Source organism: Maribacter sp. ACAM166 (assembly GCF_005771495.1).
Taxonomy (GTDB): Bacteria; Bacteroidota; Bacteroidia; order Flavobacteriales; family Flavobacteriaceae; genus Maribacter.
On sequence record NZ_VAUW01000059.1, the window covers coordinates 1 to 16,491 of the forward strand.

13 protein-coding genes and 1 pseudogene are annotated in these 16,491 nt (G+C 39.4%); 1 reads left to right on the forward strand and 13 read right to left on the reverse strand.

Annotation, left to right across the window (positions count from 1 at the left end; translation table 11 throughout):
* Positions 1-489: 489 nt before the first annotated feature.
* Genes ES765_RS20320 through ES765_RS20330 form a run of 3 tightly spaced genes read right to left on the reverse strand, consistent with a single transcriptional unit; the run spans position 490 to position 6,011 of the window.
* A complete protein-coding gene (locus ES765_RS20320) occupies positions 490-1,620 on the reverse strand; it encodes a Gfo/Idh/MocA family protein (RefSeq protein WP_138116201.1) in 1,131 nt (376 codons plus the stop codon).
* 10 nt (positions 1,621-1,630) lie between these two features.
* Positions 1,631-2,491: a sugar phosphate isomerase/epimerase family protein gene (locus ES765_RS20325; RefSeq protein ID WP_138116203.1), complete on the reverse strand. Its 861-nt coding sequence runs from the start codon at positions 2,489-2,491 to the stop codon at positions 1,631-1,633.
* Positions 2,492-2,516: 25 nt separating this feature from the next.
* Positions 2,517-6,011 carry a PVC-type heme-binding CxxCH protein gene (locus tag ES765_RS20330; RefSeq protein ID WP_138116205.1) on the reverse strand — a complete coding sequence of 1,165 codons (3,495 nt, stop codon included), beginning with the start codon at positions 6,009-6,011 and terminating at the stop codon, positions 2,517-2,519.
* 170 nt (positions 6,012-6,181) lie between these two features.
* Here ES765_RS20330 and ES765_RS20335 point away from each other — a divergent pair, with 170 nt between their 5' ends.
* On the forward strand, positions 6,182-7,048 hold the full coding sequence (locus ES765_RS20335; RefSeq protein ID WP_138116207.1) for an AraC family transcriptional regulator: 867 nt from the start codon (positions 6,182-6,184) through the stop codon (positions 7,046-7,048).
* A gap of 441 nt (positions 7,049-7,489) precedes the next feature.
* Here ES765_RS20335 and ES765_RS20340 read toward each other — a convergent pair whose 3' ends face one another.
* The 10 genes and pseudogenes from ES765_RS20340 to ES765_RS20380 form a co-directional block, all read right to left on the reverse strand.
* A complete protein-coding gene (locus ES765_RS20340) occupies positions 7,490-8,338 on the reverse strand; it encodes a mechanosensitive ion channel family protein (RefSeq protein ID WP_138116209.1) in 849 nt (282 codons plus the stop codon).
* Entirely contained in the window at positions 8,335-8,676 is a 342-nt protein-coding gene (locus ES765_RS23055; RefSeq protein WP_410504826.1) for a hypothetical protein, read from the reverse strand. Before ES765_RS23055 ends, ES765_RS20340 begins: the two co-directional genes overlap by 4 nt.
* 30 nt (positions 8,677-8,706) lie before the next feature.
* A pseudogene (locus ES765_RS23060) lies at positions 8,707-9,614 on the reverse strand (NAD(P)/FAD-dependent oxidoreductase); the annotation flags it as partial.
* Positions 9,615-9,616: 2 nt separating this feature from the next.
* A complete protein-coding gene (locus tag ES765_RS20350) occupies positions 9,617-12,616 on the reverse strand; it encodes an efflux RND transporter permease subunit (RefSeq protein WP_138116211.1) in 3,000 nt (999 codons plus the stop codon).
* Positions 12,613-13,533, reverse strand: coding sequence for an efflux RND transporter periplasmic adaptor subunit (locus ES765_RS20355; protein WP_138116213.1), 921 nt, complete (start codon positions 13,531-13,533; stop codon positions 12,613-12,615). Before ES765_RS20355 ends, ES765_RS20350 begins: the two co-directional genes overlap by 4 nt.
* Positions 13,534-13,536: 3 nt before the next feature.
* Positions 13,537-14,421, reverse strand: coding sequence for a TolC family protein (locus tag ES765_RS20360; protein WP_138116215.1), 885 nt, complete (start codon positions 14,419-14,421; stop codon positions 13,537-13,539).
* A 66-nt stretch (positions 14,422-14,487) separates the two neighbouring features.
* Positions 14,488-14,814, reverse strand: a complete 327-nt coding sequence (locus tag ES765_RS20365; RefSeq protein WP_138116217.1) for a hypothetical protein — start codon at positions 14,812-14,814, stop codon at positions 14,488-14,490.
* A gap of 575 nt (positions 14,815-15,389) precedes the next feature.
* Positions 15,390-15,674, reverse strand: coding sequence for a hypothetical protein (locus tag ES765_RS20370; RefSeq protein ID WP_138116219.1), 285 nt, complete (start codon positions 15,672-15,674; stop codon positions 15,390-15,392).
* A 3-nt stretch (positions 15,675-15,677) separates the two neighbouring features.
* Positions 15,678-15,947: a helix-turn-helix domain-containing protein gene (locus ES765_RS20375; protein WP_138116221.1), complete on the reverse strand. Its 270-nt coding sequence runs from the start codon at positions 15,945-15,947 to the stop codon at positions 15,678-15,680.
* A gap of 127 nt (positions 15,948-16,074) precedes the next feature.
* Complete coding sequence (locus tag ES765_RS20380) at positions 16,075-16,332, reverse strand: tyrosine-type recombinase/integrase (RefSeq protein WP_249356632.1); 258 nt, start codon at positions 16,330-16,332, stop codon at positions 16,075-16,077.
* Between the last annotated feature and the right edge of the window lie 159 nt (positions 16,333-16,491).

Genomic DNA, 16,491 nt, shown 5'->3' on the forward strand with positions numbered 1-16,491 from the left:
ACTGAAAGCTATGGCAAAATACAAATGGTACTTATCAAATCTGGTCGCTTTTATAAGACTCAACCTTTTTGTTAAGGTAGACCTCCAAAAATGGCTCGACCACCCTTTTCAAGACCATCCGCCGCCTAAACAAAATATCGTACAGGGGGTTCTATTCTGAAAAAAACCAAAACGGTAGCTTTAGGTCAATGAAAACAGTAAAGTTATTCATTCTTGAAAACGTTTAGGACAGGATTGATTGTATACCTCAAATAATCTTGTTTTCTCATCGGTTAAATAATTTGGTTTTTGTGGTTAATTAAGGTTATGTTTTAAAATATTTAGATAGTTACTTGGACTCTAAGGTCAAATCCAAATACTTTTCAATAATTATTTAATCAACAAATTGTTTTAATTCTACATGAGGGTATTCCTCCTATACCTATAGAAAATGCACTTATCAATATTTTTTTCCTAACATTGTTCAATGCTACCATTTTAGGTTTAACCTCAGTTAGTAAAGGTGAATTCTGGTAGTTTAATAATTTCCCCTCCTTTTTGTGCCGATTCGTGTGACAATATGCCTACACAGGTAATGTTGGCTGATTGTCTAGCATTAGGATAGGGTTGTTCTCCCGTAACCAAGGCATCTATAAAAGCATGTACCAAATGTGGATGCGAACCGCCGTGACCAGCACCTTGGGTAAAGGATAGGTGGGTATTATCATCTTCATCATAAACTCCCACCTTGGTAAATGACTGAATCTCCTTGGGTAACAGTTTTGCAAAATCCGGACTTTCAACTTCTTCAGGTATTTCATGTTCCGGTTTTTTGGCGGTATGTACCACCAACGGTTTTCCTTCTATTAAAGGCCATTCTACTGATTTTTTAGAACCATAGACTTCAAAACTTTCACGGTATTGACGGGCTACATCAAACAAGGAACGGTATACCTGGGCGCTCAAATCGGAATTTCTGAATTTTATATGTGTTGTTTCTACGGCATATGGGGAATTGTATTCCTTGATCAATTCTTCCCTAATGGTTCCGGAGCCAAAACAAGAAACATATTCCGCCTCATCTTCCGTCAAACCCAATACTGGACCTACACAGTGTGTCGCGTAATGCATAGGCGGCAGTCCTGGCCAATAGTTCGGCCAGCCGTCCATATCCTGCTGGTGGCTTGCTTTTAAAAATTGGATTTTTCCTAGTTTACCATTCTCGAAAAGTTCTTTCATATACAGAAATTCCCTTGCATACACTACGGTTTCCATCATCATGTAGGTGAGGCCTGTCTTCTCTGTAAGCTCCACAATTTGTCTACATTCCTCCACCGTTGTAGCCATGGGTACGGTACAAGCCACATGTTTGCCCGCCTTGAGTGCCCTAATAGATTGCTCGCCATGATTAGGGATAGGCGTGTTGATATGCACCGCATCGATTTCCGCATCCTGCAATAATTCCTCATAGGAGGTGTATCTTTTGGGAATGTCAAAGGCATCGGCGATTTCGTTCAATTTTTCATCGTTGCGCTGACAAACAGCCACCAGCTCAGCATGCGGATGTTTTTTATAAATGGGGATAAACTCGGCTCCAAAACCCAGTCCTATAATGGCTACTTTTATTTTCTTCTCGCTCATTGTTATGCTCTTAATCGTTAAACGTTCGTCTCAAAAATTCCAATCCTTTTTGGGCAAATTCATCCTGGCTTTTGGCCATGGTCTTCCAAATACAGACCGCCGCCGCCAGTTCCTTGATTTCTGGTGTAAAGCTCTCTATGACCACGGCTCCCTTATAATCTATATCCTTCATGCCCATCTTAAAATCTTGCCAAAGAGTAAGTCCTGTTCCCGGGATTCCCCTATGGTTTTCGGAAACCTGTACATGGATCAATTTATCACCCACGGTATTAATGGCCTCCCTAATATTTCGTTCCTCAATGGTCATATGAAATCCGTCCAACAAAACCCGTGCGGATTTATGGTTGATATCTTTCACCAATTTCATGACATCTTCGGCGGTATTCACCATATCCGATTCAAACCGGTTCAAAGGTTCCAAGGCAATCGATAGTCCGTTTGCATCGGCCATGACGCATACCTTCTGCAAATTGCTTACAGCCAAGTCCCATTCCCTTTTACGTTGCTCTTGAGATATCATACGCGCCTTCCCAACTGCAGAATACATAGGCCCTGCCAAAAATTTAACATCCAAGGCATTACATAGTTCAAAGCATTGCTCCAGGTAATCAAAACATTGCTTGTGTACCTTTGAATCTTCGTGGGTAAGGTCTTTGGTAGGACCGAATGCACCACAAACAGAGACTTCCAAGCCATTATCCTTTAATGCTTTATTAATCTCCAATGCATCTATCAGTTCTGGATCTTCCACGGGAATCTCCACCAAATCAAAACCCAGTTCCTTTATTTTTGGAAATAGGGATATACTATCGGTCGAAAATGGCGATTGCCACAACCAAGTACTTACCCCAAAATTTATCTTATTTTTCATTTCGTATTCTGCTATGTTCTTGGGTTTATTTTACGATCATCACCCCTTGCATTATTCGCCAATGACCAGGGAACGTACAGATATAGGGATACTCACCAGGGATGGATGGTGCTCTAAATTTCAACGAATAGGAATCATCTGGATTCAATAAAGGTGTGGCATGTAAAACGTCATTGGCCTGTGGTACATAATTACGTTCCGCAGCTTTAGGATCTGCCGCCATTTTATCTGCAGCTGCTCCTACGATTTCTTTTTTACCGGGTTTTGTAATCACTAAGTTGTGTTGCATAAAATCTGGGTTCTGTAAAATCAATTCTACTTCTTCCCCAGCCTTTACTTCAAATTGGGTGACGTCATACTTCATTTCATTGGTAATCGTTTTAATTACGACCACTTTGGCATTGGAAAAATCCTTGGCAGTTTCATCGGATATAGCACCTTCCTGTACTCCATAATTTTTCATGAGAAGTGCCGCCAAATCAGCTGCCGTATAGGCCATCTTTTCTTGACTCGAATAATTCTTAACAACCTTATGTTTCCATGCTCCAGCTAAAGGGTATCTACTTTCACCAATCCTCAAGTTTAATTGCCAAGATCTACCATAAATTCCACCATCACCACCATTATCATCCACCATTACTGCAACGGTATTCTTACCCGCCTTCAACACACCTTCAGGAATATCATAGTTTCTGTTGGAATTAGGACTTGCTGCCATACTACCAATCTCAGTTCCATTTATATAGGTTATATCAGAATCGTCTATGGGTCCCAATGATATTGAACCGCTCTTCCCTAAGGCGGATGATGGTAAGGTCAAATCCTTTCTAAACCAAACTACTCCGTCAATTTCCAGACCAGCTTCCTCCATATACTGGGGGATTTCCATAGTCTCCCAATCAGAGTCATCATAATTGGCGGCACTCAAATCATTGGCAATACCAGATGCTTTTCTATAAGTAGGATTAGCCTGCCTAAAAGCATTCAAGAAACCATCTACATGCTGCGCCGATGCTGCATAAAGTGCTTTGAACAACCAAACATCCTCTAAAACAGCTTCGTTCTTTCCAACATCATAAAGAAGCAAGCCTAATTTTTGAGAGGTTGGCCTTTCCGCAAAATATAGTAGGGCCGTCAATTGAACGCTTGGGTCCTTATCGTTCAAGATATTTGCTTTGAACAGGACATCATCACTATCTTCCGTTCTCGGAAGTATTTGGATTGCTGCTTTACGTACGGCAGCAGCGTTATTATACAAAGCCCCTTTTATAACACCAAGAGCATTACTATCGCTTTCCAGCGCATTCAAACCTTCAATAGTCCAAAGGGCATGCATAGCTGGATTGTTCAAGCCGTTGGCATCGAGCTTCTTTTTATTGACCAGTTTATAGAGATTGTTCAAAACATCAGTATCACCACGTTCTACTAAAAGTCGCTGTGCGGTCAGTCTCCAAAATTGATTGTCGCTACTTAAAGCTGCCACTAAATCATCTGGGTTTTCCTTGGATAATATTATTGGTTTGTATTCATAATCATATTTGGGGACTACCCTATAAATTCTACCATGGCTTTTATCCCTAAGCGGATTCACATAAGCGTTACCCTCTCCATTTTCGGCATCATATCCACCTCTTTCCTCGTTGGGTGTCGGGTTATGTTGTACAATAAAGTTGTACCAGTCTGCCACCCAAACTACGCCATCAGGTCCGGTTTTAGCCTCTACGGGTGAAGTCCACTCATCTGAGGAGGCAAAAAGATTTCCCGCATCCACTTCCAAATATCCAGCGCCATTCTTAACGATTTTTGCCTGATGTACCAAACCGCCTGTTGGCTCACACACAAAGGCTATTTTATTCCAATAGTTTTCCGGATATGCCCTGGCCGTATAAAAATGATGTCCGGCAGCAGCGGTAAACCCTCCAAAAACATCCACCTGTCTGACGTTAGGTGTAATTGGTTGCATAGCGTAATGCCCATCTATTTTGGCACTGCCGTCCGTCCCAATACCTTTTACATGCGTAAAATTAGAATTAGGTATGCCCAAAAACACACTATGGGTATTGTTCGCAGTCGATGCGAAAATGGAATTGTCCTCCGTTAATCCCAATCCCCAGGTATTGTTACTGGTATTGGTCAACACTTCAAACATTCTTTTCTTAGGGGAGAATCGGTACACATTCTGGTTGAATTTAAAATCCTCTCCAAAAATGCTTCCTTCGAATCCTGAGTAACCGACCACGCCATATAGGTTATTGTCTATACCGTATTGAAGGTTGGACGGACCGGCATGGGTATCACGCGTTCCCCAACCATCGATTAGGGTTTCCCTAACATCAGCCACATCATCACCGTTAGTATCCTTTAAGAATAAAAAATGTGGAGCCTGAGATACCACAATACCGCCGTTGTAAAAAGCAAAACTGGTAGGAATGTTCAACTTGTCCGCAAAGACGGTAACCTTATCCGCTTTTCCGTCCCCATTGGTATCTTCCAGAATTTTTACCTTATCATCGCCTATACTATTGTCGTTTCTTACCGTATTTGGATAATCCACGGTTTCAATGACCCAAAGCCTTCCCTTTTCATCCCAGTTCATAGCGATTGGATTAATAATATCAGGCTCCGATGCAAATAATTGCACCTCAAACCCGGCAGGAATCTGAATCAGTTTTTCGGATTCTTGGGGAGATAAGGGCAATTGATATTTTAATGCAGGATTTCGCTGTTCATAATTGGGTATATTGGCACGGGCCTGATATTTCAAGGTTGGCATATCTTTCATAAAGGCCTCCCAATTATTTTTCACTTGGTCATCTACGGCCCAAAGAATTCCTGATTTCACTAATTCCTGAAAACCAGGATTGTTCCAGGTTCGTTCATCATGGCCATAGGCGGTGTAAAAAACCTTACCTTCACCCACTTCCTTTACCCAGGTCCATGGTTCCCTATGATCCCCTTGTACACGCTCCATTAAAACATTAATGTCATCGGCTATTTTATCATGCACATAGGTTTCGTCCCAGGTTTCAAAAGGTTTCAGATCTTTTGTTATGGGATGCTCTCTATTTACTATTTCTGCAGTAAAGGTTCCAGTTTCATGGCTCATGAACTGCGCACCTACCAAATCTATATACGCAGGGGAATTCTTAAAACAGAAGCTGGCGGAATGAATAGGAATAAATGCTTTTCCGTTCTTTACAAAATCAAGTAATGCCTTTTCCTCATCCTTATTGATTTCCTCATGATTGGCATAAATGATGAGTCCGTCATACTTCTTCAGATTATCTGAGTTTAAGTCAGATGGTTTTTCGGTATACGTAATATTGATACCATCTTTGGTCAACGCCGATGCTAAAATGGGAAAATAGGCCCTTGAATTGTGATGTTCTATAGCGTGTCCCAAAAACAGCATTTCAATTCTTCGGGGTTGGTCATCCACGCGTTTCTTTTTCTTATGCGAACAGGCCGAAAAAAAAAGGAACATGAATATAAAAGGGATGGATAGGTACTTGAGTTTCATAAGGCGTTGTATTTTCTTATCTCAATAGTACTATAAAAGGATATTACAAATTCACTGTAAAATATCACATGATGACTGTTTTATATCACAAAACAGTCATCATGTGATATTTTTTGATATTTTAGCAGGAATTAGTAGATTTTAAGACTTAATTTTTAATTCCTATTCACTTGAAAAACGCACTTCAAAAATCCCCCATACCGGAATCCAGAGCCTTTTTGGCAAAACATCTACGTGAACCAGTATTTGACCCTCACTGGCATTTTCATCCGGAATATCAATTATTTATGGTATTAAAAGGAAGCGGTACCCGTTTTATAGGCGATAGTGTAAAACCTTTTAAGACCGGTGATATTACCTTTACGGGGGCCAACCTACCCCATCTATGGCGGAGTGATCATGAACAGCAACAGGAAATGAACATAGCCTGGTCTGAAGGGGTGGTCATTTATTTTCATGACGATTTTTTAGGTAATCATCTACTACAGACCGATGAAACCATACTACTACGGCAGCTGTTCCATAAAAGTCTAAGGGGAATGGAATTTACAGGAGAAACAGCCCATACATTACAGAAACTATTGTTACAACTGGTTCCTATGGAAGGTTTTGAAGGCATTTTACAATTACTAAAAGTGTTGAATTTTATTAGCCATACCAAGGAATACGAACTATTGGCAAGTCCCGGATACACCAATACCTTGCGGGAAGCGGATACGGAACGTATGTACACCGTCTATGCTTATGTTATGAAAAATTTTAAACAAAAAATGGCGCTGATAGAGCTGGCGAATATTACCAATATGACCCCTACCTCTTTTAGCCGCTATTTTAAAGTACATGCCAATAAATCCTTTTCAAATTTTGTGAGCGAAATTCGTATAGGCCATGCCTGTAAATTACTGATTGAGGAGAAAATGAACGTCTCACAATGCTGCTATAAAAGTGGTTTCCAGACCTTGTCTAACTTTAACAAACAATTCAAGACCATTACTAAGAGTACTCCATTGGAATATAAAGCTCGTTATAACCCATAGGTTTATATAGCTTAAATTGAACTATTATTAAATTTAGCTTTCTTAGATTCAAGTATGGTATTATATTTTTTAAAGCGATATTATCTACTATCCAAATGATAGTTAGAAAATATGTTCCTAATGAACTACCCCGAGGCAGAGCCATCGAGGTCTCAAGCGGAAGAAAACTGGTTTTAGTTTTATGAAAACCTAAGGTTTTCAAACTTTCCACTCGACCCCGAGGTAGAACCTCGAGCAATTCTTTAGATAAATTAAAAAGAAGTAAAAAGAAGTAAAAAGCATGTTAATAAAGTTCTTAAACTTATATGTTCGAATCCGAGTTACCCTGGAACATAAATATTAAATTCCACTATTCAGAGGCATTCAGTAAGAATAGTACAAAATGAGGATACATCTAAATTTAATTAGATTTGGCTAGTTTTATATTTAATTTTATGCCTTTCAATTTTTCAAGATTACATTGTTGTACGGATATGGAATTTCGATGCCCTCTTTATCAAAACGCTCCTTAATGCTTTCTCGTAGGTCACAACCCATTAAAAAAGCATCTGCCGGATTGGCCGCCCATGTCCATGCTCGAAGCACAATCGAAAAATCACCTACCGACATTACTCTTACCGGTGCAATATCCTCATTTTTATCCTTTTGTTTTTTGTTACGGTGGTCGATAAATAAGGGGTGTTTCGTCATCTCGTCCTTCATCAAGTCCTTTGCTTTTTTAATGTCGGCGGTATAGGCCACGGATAACTCCACCCATTCGCAACAGATGTCGTCGGTAAAATTCGCATTGGTAATGACCTCGCTGCTCATAATAGAATTAGGGATGATAATCCGCTTGTTCTCATAGTTTTTGATGACCGTATGCCGCAATGTAATATCTTCTATTATACCTTCCACATTACGAAGGGCAATCCGATCGTTGATGCGGTACGGTTTGGTAACAACTATCATAATACCACTGATAATATTCGCCAACACTTGTTGGGATGAAAATCCAATAACCGCTACGATGACACCTGCCCCAGCCAATAGGGTAGTAGCAACGTGTCTTAAACTTGGAATGAAGAAAATAACAAATCCAAAACCGATTAAGAATATTACTGCGCTTATTATACGGCGAAGAAATTTTGCATTCGTTGTGTCAAAATTATCCCTGTCTCCGTAGTGGTCAATAAATTTATTTATCGTACGATTAATAATAAAATAGGCTATAAAAGTCAGTAAAACAATCCCACCGATATGCACCAAAATACTAATATCCTGTTTTAAGTAATCCATTATTTCCTTCATTGCTCAGACTTTGTTTCGGTTTTGGTTCTATAGTAAGGTCTGATAATCAATCCTAGTGGCCTGTCATAGCTAAAATAGTTCGACAACCAATCTAAAAAAGCTACCGCTTTATTGCGGAAACCTACTAACGAAAAGATATGGATAAACATCCAAACCAACCATGCGAAACCACCCTGAAATTTGTAGTGTGGCAAATCGACCACGGCCTTTTTTCTTCCTATGGTTGCCATGACCCCTTTGTTTTTATACTCAAAATCTTCCATTGATCTGTTTTGAATCAAATTCAAAAGATTCTTCGCCAGTTTTTTACCTTGTTGTTGGGCTACGGGAGCCAACATGGGCAGCCCCTTCGGGTTTTCTTCTGTAATATGGGCGGCTACATCTCCAATGGCGTAACAGTTTTGCGTTCCTAATACCTGATTGTATTCGTTTACGGAAATACCATTGCCACCGACTAAGGATCCCTTGGGCAGGCCATTTATAGGAGAGCCTTTAACACCCGCCGTCCAGATGACCGTATCGGTAAAGAAATAGGTACCGTCGGCCAATGCTGTGCCACCATCATAACCGCTTACCTTGGTATTTAGAAAAACATTGACGCCCATGTTTTGTAGATATCCTAAACTTTTGACCGAGGCTTGCTCTGAAAAAGCCACCAATAATTTAGGGGCAGCCTCATAGAGATTGATATTCATTTTGGAGAAATCCAGCTCTGGAAAATCCTTAGGGAGTACATATTTTTTCATTTCGGCCAATGCTCCTGCCAATTCCAATCCAGCAGGTCCCCGCCCACTATGGCCACATTAAAGATTTCCTCTAAAGATTCTTCACCTCGATTAGTCAATGCCTTTTCTAAGTTCTGAAAAAGAAAACTACGAATATTCAACGCATCGGGAATAGATTTCAAGGTCAATAACTTTTCCTTAATCGGTTCAAAATTGAAGAAATTATTTTGACTTCTAGTGGCGATGACCAGAAAGTCAAAGGCTATATTTCCTATTGAGGTCAACAGTTGATTTTGTGGCACATCCGCCTCGAAAACATCCGCCATCCTACAGGTTACGTTTTTATATCTTCTAAATATCCGTCTAATCGGATAGGCGATACTCCCAGGCTCCAGTCCTCCTGTTGCCACTTGATACATGAGGGGTTGAAAATTATGGTAGTTATTCCGGTTGATCAATAATACATCAACTGGTTTGTTACGGAAGGCTTTTGCCAATTCAATACCACCAAACCCAGCTCCGATTATCACTATTTTTGGCTTTATACCCATAGCTATTCTTTTATCAACTTAAATATAGTAGGCAATACTACCAGGAGTAGCGGCAACGCAAAGACCAATCCACCAATAACCGCAATGGCCAATGGCTGGTGCAACTGTGCCCCTGCCCCAATGCCTAAAGCCAATGGAATCAAGGCCATAAAAGCGGCAAAGGCGGTCATCAATTTGGGGCGTAGACGTGCCGCAATTGAATACTCGATTTTCTCTACATGGCTTAACGAAGCATCGCTTTCCTGATACTGTCGGTAGGTAAAAATGGAGTTTTCGCCAATAATACCGACTATCATAATAATCCCCGTATAACTACCTACGTTTAAGGGTGTTCCTGTCAGGTAAAGGCTCAGTAAGGAACCTGCCACGCCTAATACGGCAATTACAATAATAGCAAATGCAATCTTGACTTTTCTAAAAAGGAAAAGTATAACGATAAATACCAACAAAATAGCAGATACCAAAATCATCAACAGTTCCTTAAAAGCCTTTTGCTGGTCTTGATAAGCCCCACCATACTCGATGCTATATCCCGAAGGTAGGCTGATATTTTTGGTTAATTGCGACTGAATATCCTTTAAAGTAGAACCCAAATCACGATTGTTCAACCGTGCTGTAACAACGCCCATTGATTTTTGATTTTCCCTATTAATCTCCGCCACGCCTTTACCCATTTCTATGGTAGCGACTTTATTGATGGGTACACTTGAACCGTTTGGAAGTAGAATTGAGGTATTCTTGATATCCGAGACCGAAGTCTTATACGCATCAGGATAAATTAGGCGGATATCAACAATTTGTTCCCTATCGATCATAGTACTGACCACGGTTCCCTCTATTTGGGTCTGTAACTGCAATTGGAAATCGGCAGGGGTCATGCCGAACTGAGCCAAAACAGGAACATTTGGGATAAGGGAAAGGGTCGGTCCTGCGACAATCAATCCGTCATTGACATCGGCCGTTCCTTTTACTTTTTCAATCTCAGCAGCTATTTCCTGGGAAAGTGCTTGCAACCGTTTTACGTCGTCACCGAATACCTTAACCTCGATAGGTTGTACCGATGACATTAGATCCCCCAACATATCGCCAATTACTTGCCCGAAGTCTATAGTCAACTGTGGTAGTTTTTCTTCGATACGACCTCTGATTTCATCGGAAACCTCTGTGGTGGTCGCACTGCGTTTATCTTTCAGTTTAATCAGATAATCGCCACGGTTCGGTTCGGTAATAAAAAAACCCATCTGCGTACCCAACCGCGCGGAATAGGCCTCTACTTCAGGTTGAGTATCCAAAATACCGTTGACGATTTGGAGCATCCGGTCGGTTTCTTCCAAAGTTGTCCCTGCGGGACTATTGTAATCCAATACTATACTACCTTCATCCATCTCGGGTAAAAATCCCGAGGGCAATTTTGATGGAACAATAACAATAATCCCTATACACAGGAACATGAATGTAATACCGATAATTGGTTTACCCAAAACGCTATGGATCCACTTTGTTTTTGGCTCGTGTTTTCGTTGCAACGATTTTTTTCTAGAAAATAGAATAGACAATACAGGAACAAGTAACCATGTAACCAAAAACGAAGCCGCCAAGGCAATCATCATACTAAAGGCCATGACCTGAAAGTAGGCTCCTGCCACACCGGTCATCAATATAAAAGGGATGAAAATGACTAGTGTACTCAAAGAAGACCCAATCATAGCAGGAAATAAATGTGTAATGGCTTCATGAGCACACCAACCCATATTTTCGTCGGGATGCTCTTCCCTGATTTTATGAATCTGTTCGATAATGATGACCACATCGTCGATCATCAAACCTATGGCGGCCGCCACCGCCCCCAAGGTCATGATGTTAAAGGTGTAGCCGATTGTATCCAACACTATCAGAGTTAAGGAGAGTGAAACTGGTATGGTAAACAAAACCACCATACTCGCCGAAAAGGAACGCAAAAAGAAAATCACGACCAATAAGGCCAACGCCAGTCCGATCCACAGCACATCTTTAATACTTGCAATACTGGTCGTAACGAAATCGGCCTGTTTGTAATAGGGTTTTAAGACTACGCCTTTCGGTAAAATGTCCCCTAGTTCGATTACTTTTTGCTCGATGGTATTGTTCACATCGATAAGGTTGGCATTAGGCTGTTTAATAACTGCGATTATTGGTACGTTCTTGCCATTTGCCAGAATTTTTACGTATTCCTTAACCTCGTTGACCTTTACATCCGCAACATCCTTTAAGCGAATCAATCGGCTAGGGCTATTGATAATGACCAAATTCTGCAGATCGTTTAAGTCATCGACAGCATTATCTGTAAGCGTGAGGTACATACGGTTGTAATCGGTTATGTACCCGTCGGATTGCAACAAATTGGAGTTGACCACAGCATTTTGGATAGTTGAAATAGAAATTCCCAATGATTTGATTATATCAGGTCGCAGTTCTACTTGGTATTCCTTGTCCTTACCTCCAATGACGGCAATATCTGAAACACCTGGCGTAGCTGCCAGGTAAGGTTTTATGGTGTATTTGGCGATTTTTTTTAAATCCACTTGAGATAATCCTTCGCCTTCCAAAGAATAGCCCATCACCGGAAGTATGGACGGATTCATTTTCTCTACTGAAAAGACCGTATTGGGTAAAATACTTCCCTGTGATTGGTTGATAAAGGATTCAATCTGCGATTTGGCCGTATTGATATCAGTGCTCCAATCCACAAAAACGGAAATCTCACAACTTCCCCTTGAAGTCGTACTTCGAATATATTGAAGCCCCTCGGTACGGCGAATAATATTTTCCAGCGGAATGGTTACCGTGGTCATCATCTTGTCTACCGGTTGCTGTCCGGCATCCGCAATGACCTTTATTTTCGGAAATGTTATGTCAGGAAAAAGTCCTGTTTTCAAATTTTTGTATGTAAAAATCCCTCCAATTAAAATGAGTATGCCAATGGCCAAGAGCGGAAATTTGTATTTTGAGTGTAAATCCTTCATTGCTTCTGTATGCTTACGATGGTCGAATCCTGCATTTGATAACCTCCAGTTGTAACGACCTTATCCCCTAAATGCAATCCATTCGAATCAATCTGCACTAGCGAAGCATTTTTTAACTTTAAGGTTACCATTTGTTTTATGGCCATCGAATCATTGGTCAGCTTGAGTACCCAATATTCGGTCAGCAATTCATTGGTCTGCACAGCGGTTTTGGGCACAGTTATCGCCTCGGCATCCTCACGATACACCATACGCACCTGTACGTTTAAATTTTCCGGTAGGTCTTCGTTGGGTAGGGCAATCAAAAAACTTTGCGATTGGGCTACCGGATCAATCGTTGGTAAGGCTCCGGTAATTTTAGCGACAATCGATTCTTCGTTCTGTAGTATGATTTCACAACTAGAGCCTACGGAAACATAATCCTCATATTCGTACGGCACGTTAACCTGTACGACCAATGATTTAGGTTGTATCACAGTGGCCAGAATATCGCCTTCAGCTAAATAGTCGTTGTTCGTTACATTCAATACTGTTATCACTCCGGAAGCATTACTTTGAATACTTTGGGGCATTACGAATTTTGACAAGGTACTGTCAATTTTTAGAGCTTCTTTTAGTGCATCTTGTTCCTTGGTGCGAACGGTAGCAAAAGTCTGTCCTATACGAATGGGATCTCCTATTTTATATTTCATCCAGGAGACATAACCTGTAACATTGGAGCGGATGTTTTCCTTCTGTTGGTATAGCGTAACGCCGTTAAACGTCAAATACTCTTTGATATCATGTTGCTTCACCTCTGCAACCTCAACACTAATAGGAGCTTTTTTTTTCGTGCTGTTATCGGCATTATTTTTACAGGCCAACGCCATTAAGATTACAATAATTACCATAAATTTTTTAATGTAATAATATTCCATAGATTACCAGTTTATAAAATTGTACTGATTCTGTAAGAGCCAGTGGTTGGTCTGCATTTGTAATTTAGTCTGTACGTTCAGTTTATAGGTCTGAATGATGTTCAAATAATCGACGATAGATACTTGCCCTTGAACCAATTTACTTTTGTAAATCTCCAAGACGTTTTGTTGCTTTTGTAGCTGTTCTTCGATTAAAATCTTATTTTCTTCCAAAGCAGTCATTTGTTGTTGGATGGTTATTAAGTTGTTTTCAAGTTGTATTTCGGTATTCTCTTTATAAAATTTGAGGCTTTCCTTTTTTAATTCGTTTTGTTGGACGTTGTACTTACGTTGTTTGCCATCGTAAATAGGAACGGTAAATCGCAATCCGGCACTCAATCCGATCCTTCGATTAATGTTTGTCAGTTCCACGGCATTCACGCCGGTATTTCCGTACAGGCTTAACTGCGGTAGATAACGGTTCTCAAAAACTTTTTGATCGGCCTCGACCTGTAAGCTGTCATTTTCGAATTTTCGTTGATAATAATTCAATTTTGGGTCAATTGCCATCAATATATTGGGAACGGAAAGACTATTCGTTTCGGTCAAGGGGATACCGCTCAAACTGTATAATTGATTGATGGCCGTTTTAAGATTAATATGGATTTGCTGAAGTTCGAGTTGTTTTGATTCGATGTCCAATTGTAATAAGAGGTAATCGCTTTCCTTCAAAATCGCCCTATTTACCAAAAGTTCGACCACCTTTAATCGGTTTTCAAGATCTTTTAGGATTTCAATAGTAAAATCTTTCTGTAATTGTAGCCGATAGGCCATGATATAGGCATCTGTTAGATTCTTGACTAGATTATGTTCGATGTCCTCAGCTGATAGTTCAAGTGAGTTGTTCATTACCTTGTTCTGGAACAGCAGATTATCGACCAGCTTTTGATTCAATAGATTTTTAGTCACGTTCAATTAAGCGGAATAGAGTCCGCCATTGGTAATACCAACATCGTACCCATAAGCTCTTGGAGAGGGAGTCGTAGTTATATCGATAAACCTTCCATTGTTATTGAAATATGGTGCAACCTGAACTTCAGAGGTTACATTGATTTGGAATGCCCTATTTTGGGCAATGATGATATTGTTCTGGATTTCGCCTACCTTTTGGAGGTTTTTATTCTCCATAAGGACTGGAATATTTTCCTTGGCAGTCGAGAGAAAATCATTCAATGTAGCTTCTTGTGATTGCAATGAAACAACTACCACAAAAAACAGGAGGCAAAAAGCCAAATACTTCATTTATACAAGTTTGATTATAAGGTAGCGAAAGTAGAACTGAAATCTAAAGAAGTTCTAAAGTAATATTGAAGTGATTCTTGTGCCTGACAAAGGAAGGGGTATGATATGCTAACTTAATTCATCCACCTTCCCTTTCAGGGCTTAAGAAAAACTTATTTAAGCTTAAAGAATAACGTAAATCTAGGTTAGAGATTTAAAGATAATTTAAAGTAATTATATGATTAATTGATTTTTCTAGCGACCTTATATTCCAGTCAAATTAAAATAATAAACATGATTCTTATACCCAAATTTCATAGTCTACTTATCAATATTAAGGAGAATTTTAATGGAATTATTGACGATCAAAGCTACTCTAAATAGAAAATACAATTTAACATGATTTAATATTTTCAAGAAGGCAAAATAACAATTACTGATTGATTGAAGTCGAAAGTCATTTTCACTAGTTAATATAAAGCCAATCAATAACTAAAGTTCTGGTTTTTCTATTAAGAGGTTTTGGACATAAGTATATCTATCTTTTAAATTTTTCGCTCTCACTTTCGTCTATCCATATATCGACATCTATTTATTCAAATGGACATATCATGTCCTTTGCCCTTGTCTTTTTTCGATTCGGTTTTTAACTTATTTAGCAAGTTATTATCAAATTTTTGAGATTCATCCAACTCTTTATTTTTTTCTTTAGCTATGTTCTGGCTATATTGTCTCATACCTGCTTGCATTGCATTCATACGATTATTGCCGGAACTAACCTTTTTAAACATTGGAGATTTTAAACTCAACTCTTTAGCCAATTCATAGCCAAGATTAAATGCTTCCTTATAATCCTTATCAACTTTGGTTTCCTCGTTCATAGACTAAAAAGTTTCACGTGCATGTTTTTCAATATATTCATTGATAGAATCTCGATCATAGATAATGATTTTCTTTTGAGGTTGTGAAAACCGAATCTTTCCCTCGTCCCTTAATTTTTGTAAAGTAGTAGTAGATTTAATTTTTAGATGAAACATTGCCTCCTCACCGTCAATCCATTTATCTGGCTTATCAATTCTTTTATGCTCTAAATGCTGCACTACCTTATCAAATAAGGCATAAAAAGCTTCTTCCTGTAGGCAAACTACTTGCATTCTTTCAGTGAAATAAGTTATTAATCCTGCTCAATTTTTCTTTTGTATAGTTAAAAAGATACTAATTTTTTTGATAATTACCTCTATTATCTCGTCAGGACACCTATCATAGGGATGAAAGCCCTAATCAAAAGTCAACAACCTTCTCGAGCGCATCATCAGTTTCTTTATACATGAAATTCGACTGATAACTAACAGTTGTAGTAATCGAGGAGTGACGATACAACTTTTGCAGCATCTGGATAGGGATTTTGTCACCTGAAATATTACCAAAACTGTGCCGTGCTATGTGCATACTTAGCTTCTTATCAATACCTAGTTTTTCAGCAACAATTTCTAATCTTCTGTTTAGATTTCTATTTACTGTCTTTACACGAGTGGCCATGCGTTTTTCATCTTTTAGATTAGTATCTTTTAACCTGAGTTCGATTAAAACATAACTAGTTGATTTGTTTTAACGGTTTGATATTTGATGCTAGGTTTCTTGGGCAAGAAGCTATATGCAATAAGGCCTGAGATAATATTCACCAAGAAATTACCAAAG

Coding starts and splice junctions, on each gene's coding strand:
- ES765_RS20380 (WP_249356632.1), bottom strand. CDS start 16,332: ATGGCCACTCGTGTAAAGACAGTAAATAGAAATCTAAACAGAAGATTA.
- ES765_RS20350 (WP_138116211.1), bottom strand. CDS start 12,616: ATGAAGGATTTACACTCAAAATACAAATTTCCGCTCTTGGCCATTGGC.
- ES765_RS20330 (WP_138116205.1), bottom strand. CDS start 6,011: ATGAAACTCAAGTACCTATCCATCCCTTTTATATTCATGTTCCTTTTT.
- ES765_RS23055 (WP_410504826.1), bottom strand. CDS start 8,676: ATGTTGGCTCCCGTAGCCCAACAACAAGGTAAAAAACTGGCGAAGAAT.
- ES765_RS20360 (WP_138116215.1), bottom strand. CDS start 14,421: ATGAACAACTCACTTGAACTATCAGCTGAGGACATCGAACATAATCTA.
- ES765_RS20340 (WP_138116209.1), bottom strand. CDS start 8,338: ATGAAGGAAATAATGGATTACTTAAAACAGGATATTAGTATTTTGGTG.
- ES765_RS20355 (WP_138116213.1), bottom strand. CDS start 13,533: ATGGAATATTATTACATTAAAAAATTTATGGTAATTATTGTAATCTTA.
- ES765_RS20370 (WP_138116219.1), bottom strand. CDS start 15,674: ATGAACGAGGAAACCAAAGTTGATAAGGATTATAAGGAAGCATTTAAT.
- ES765_RS20320 (WP_138116201.1), bottom strand. CDS start 1,620: ATGAGCGAGAAGAAAATAAAAGTAGCCATTATAGGACTGGGTTTTGGA.
- ES765_RS20365 (WP_138116217.1), bottom strand. CDS start 14,814: ATGAAGTATTTGGCTTTTTGCCTCCTGTTTTTTGTGGTAGTTGTTTCA.
- ES765_RS20375 (WP_138116221.1), bottom strand. CDS start 15,947: ATGCAAGTAGTTTGCCTACAGGAAGAAGCTTTTTATGCCTTATTTGAT.
- ES765_RS20325 (WP_138116203.1), bottom strand. CDS start 2,491: ATGAAAAATAAGATAAATTTTGGGGTAAGTACTTGGTTGTGGCAATCG.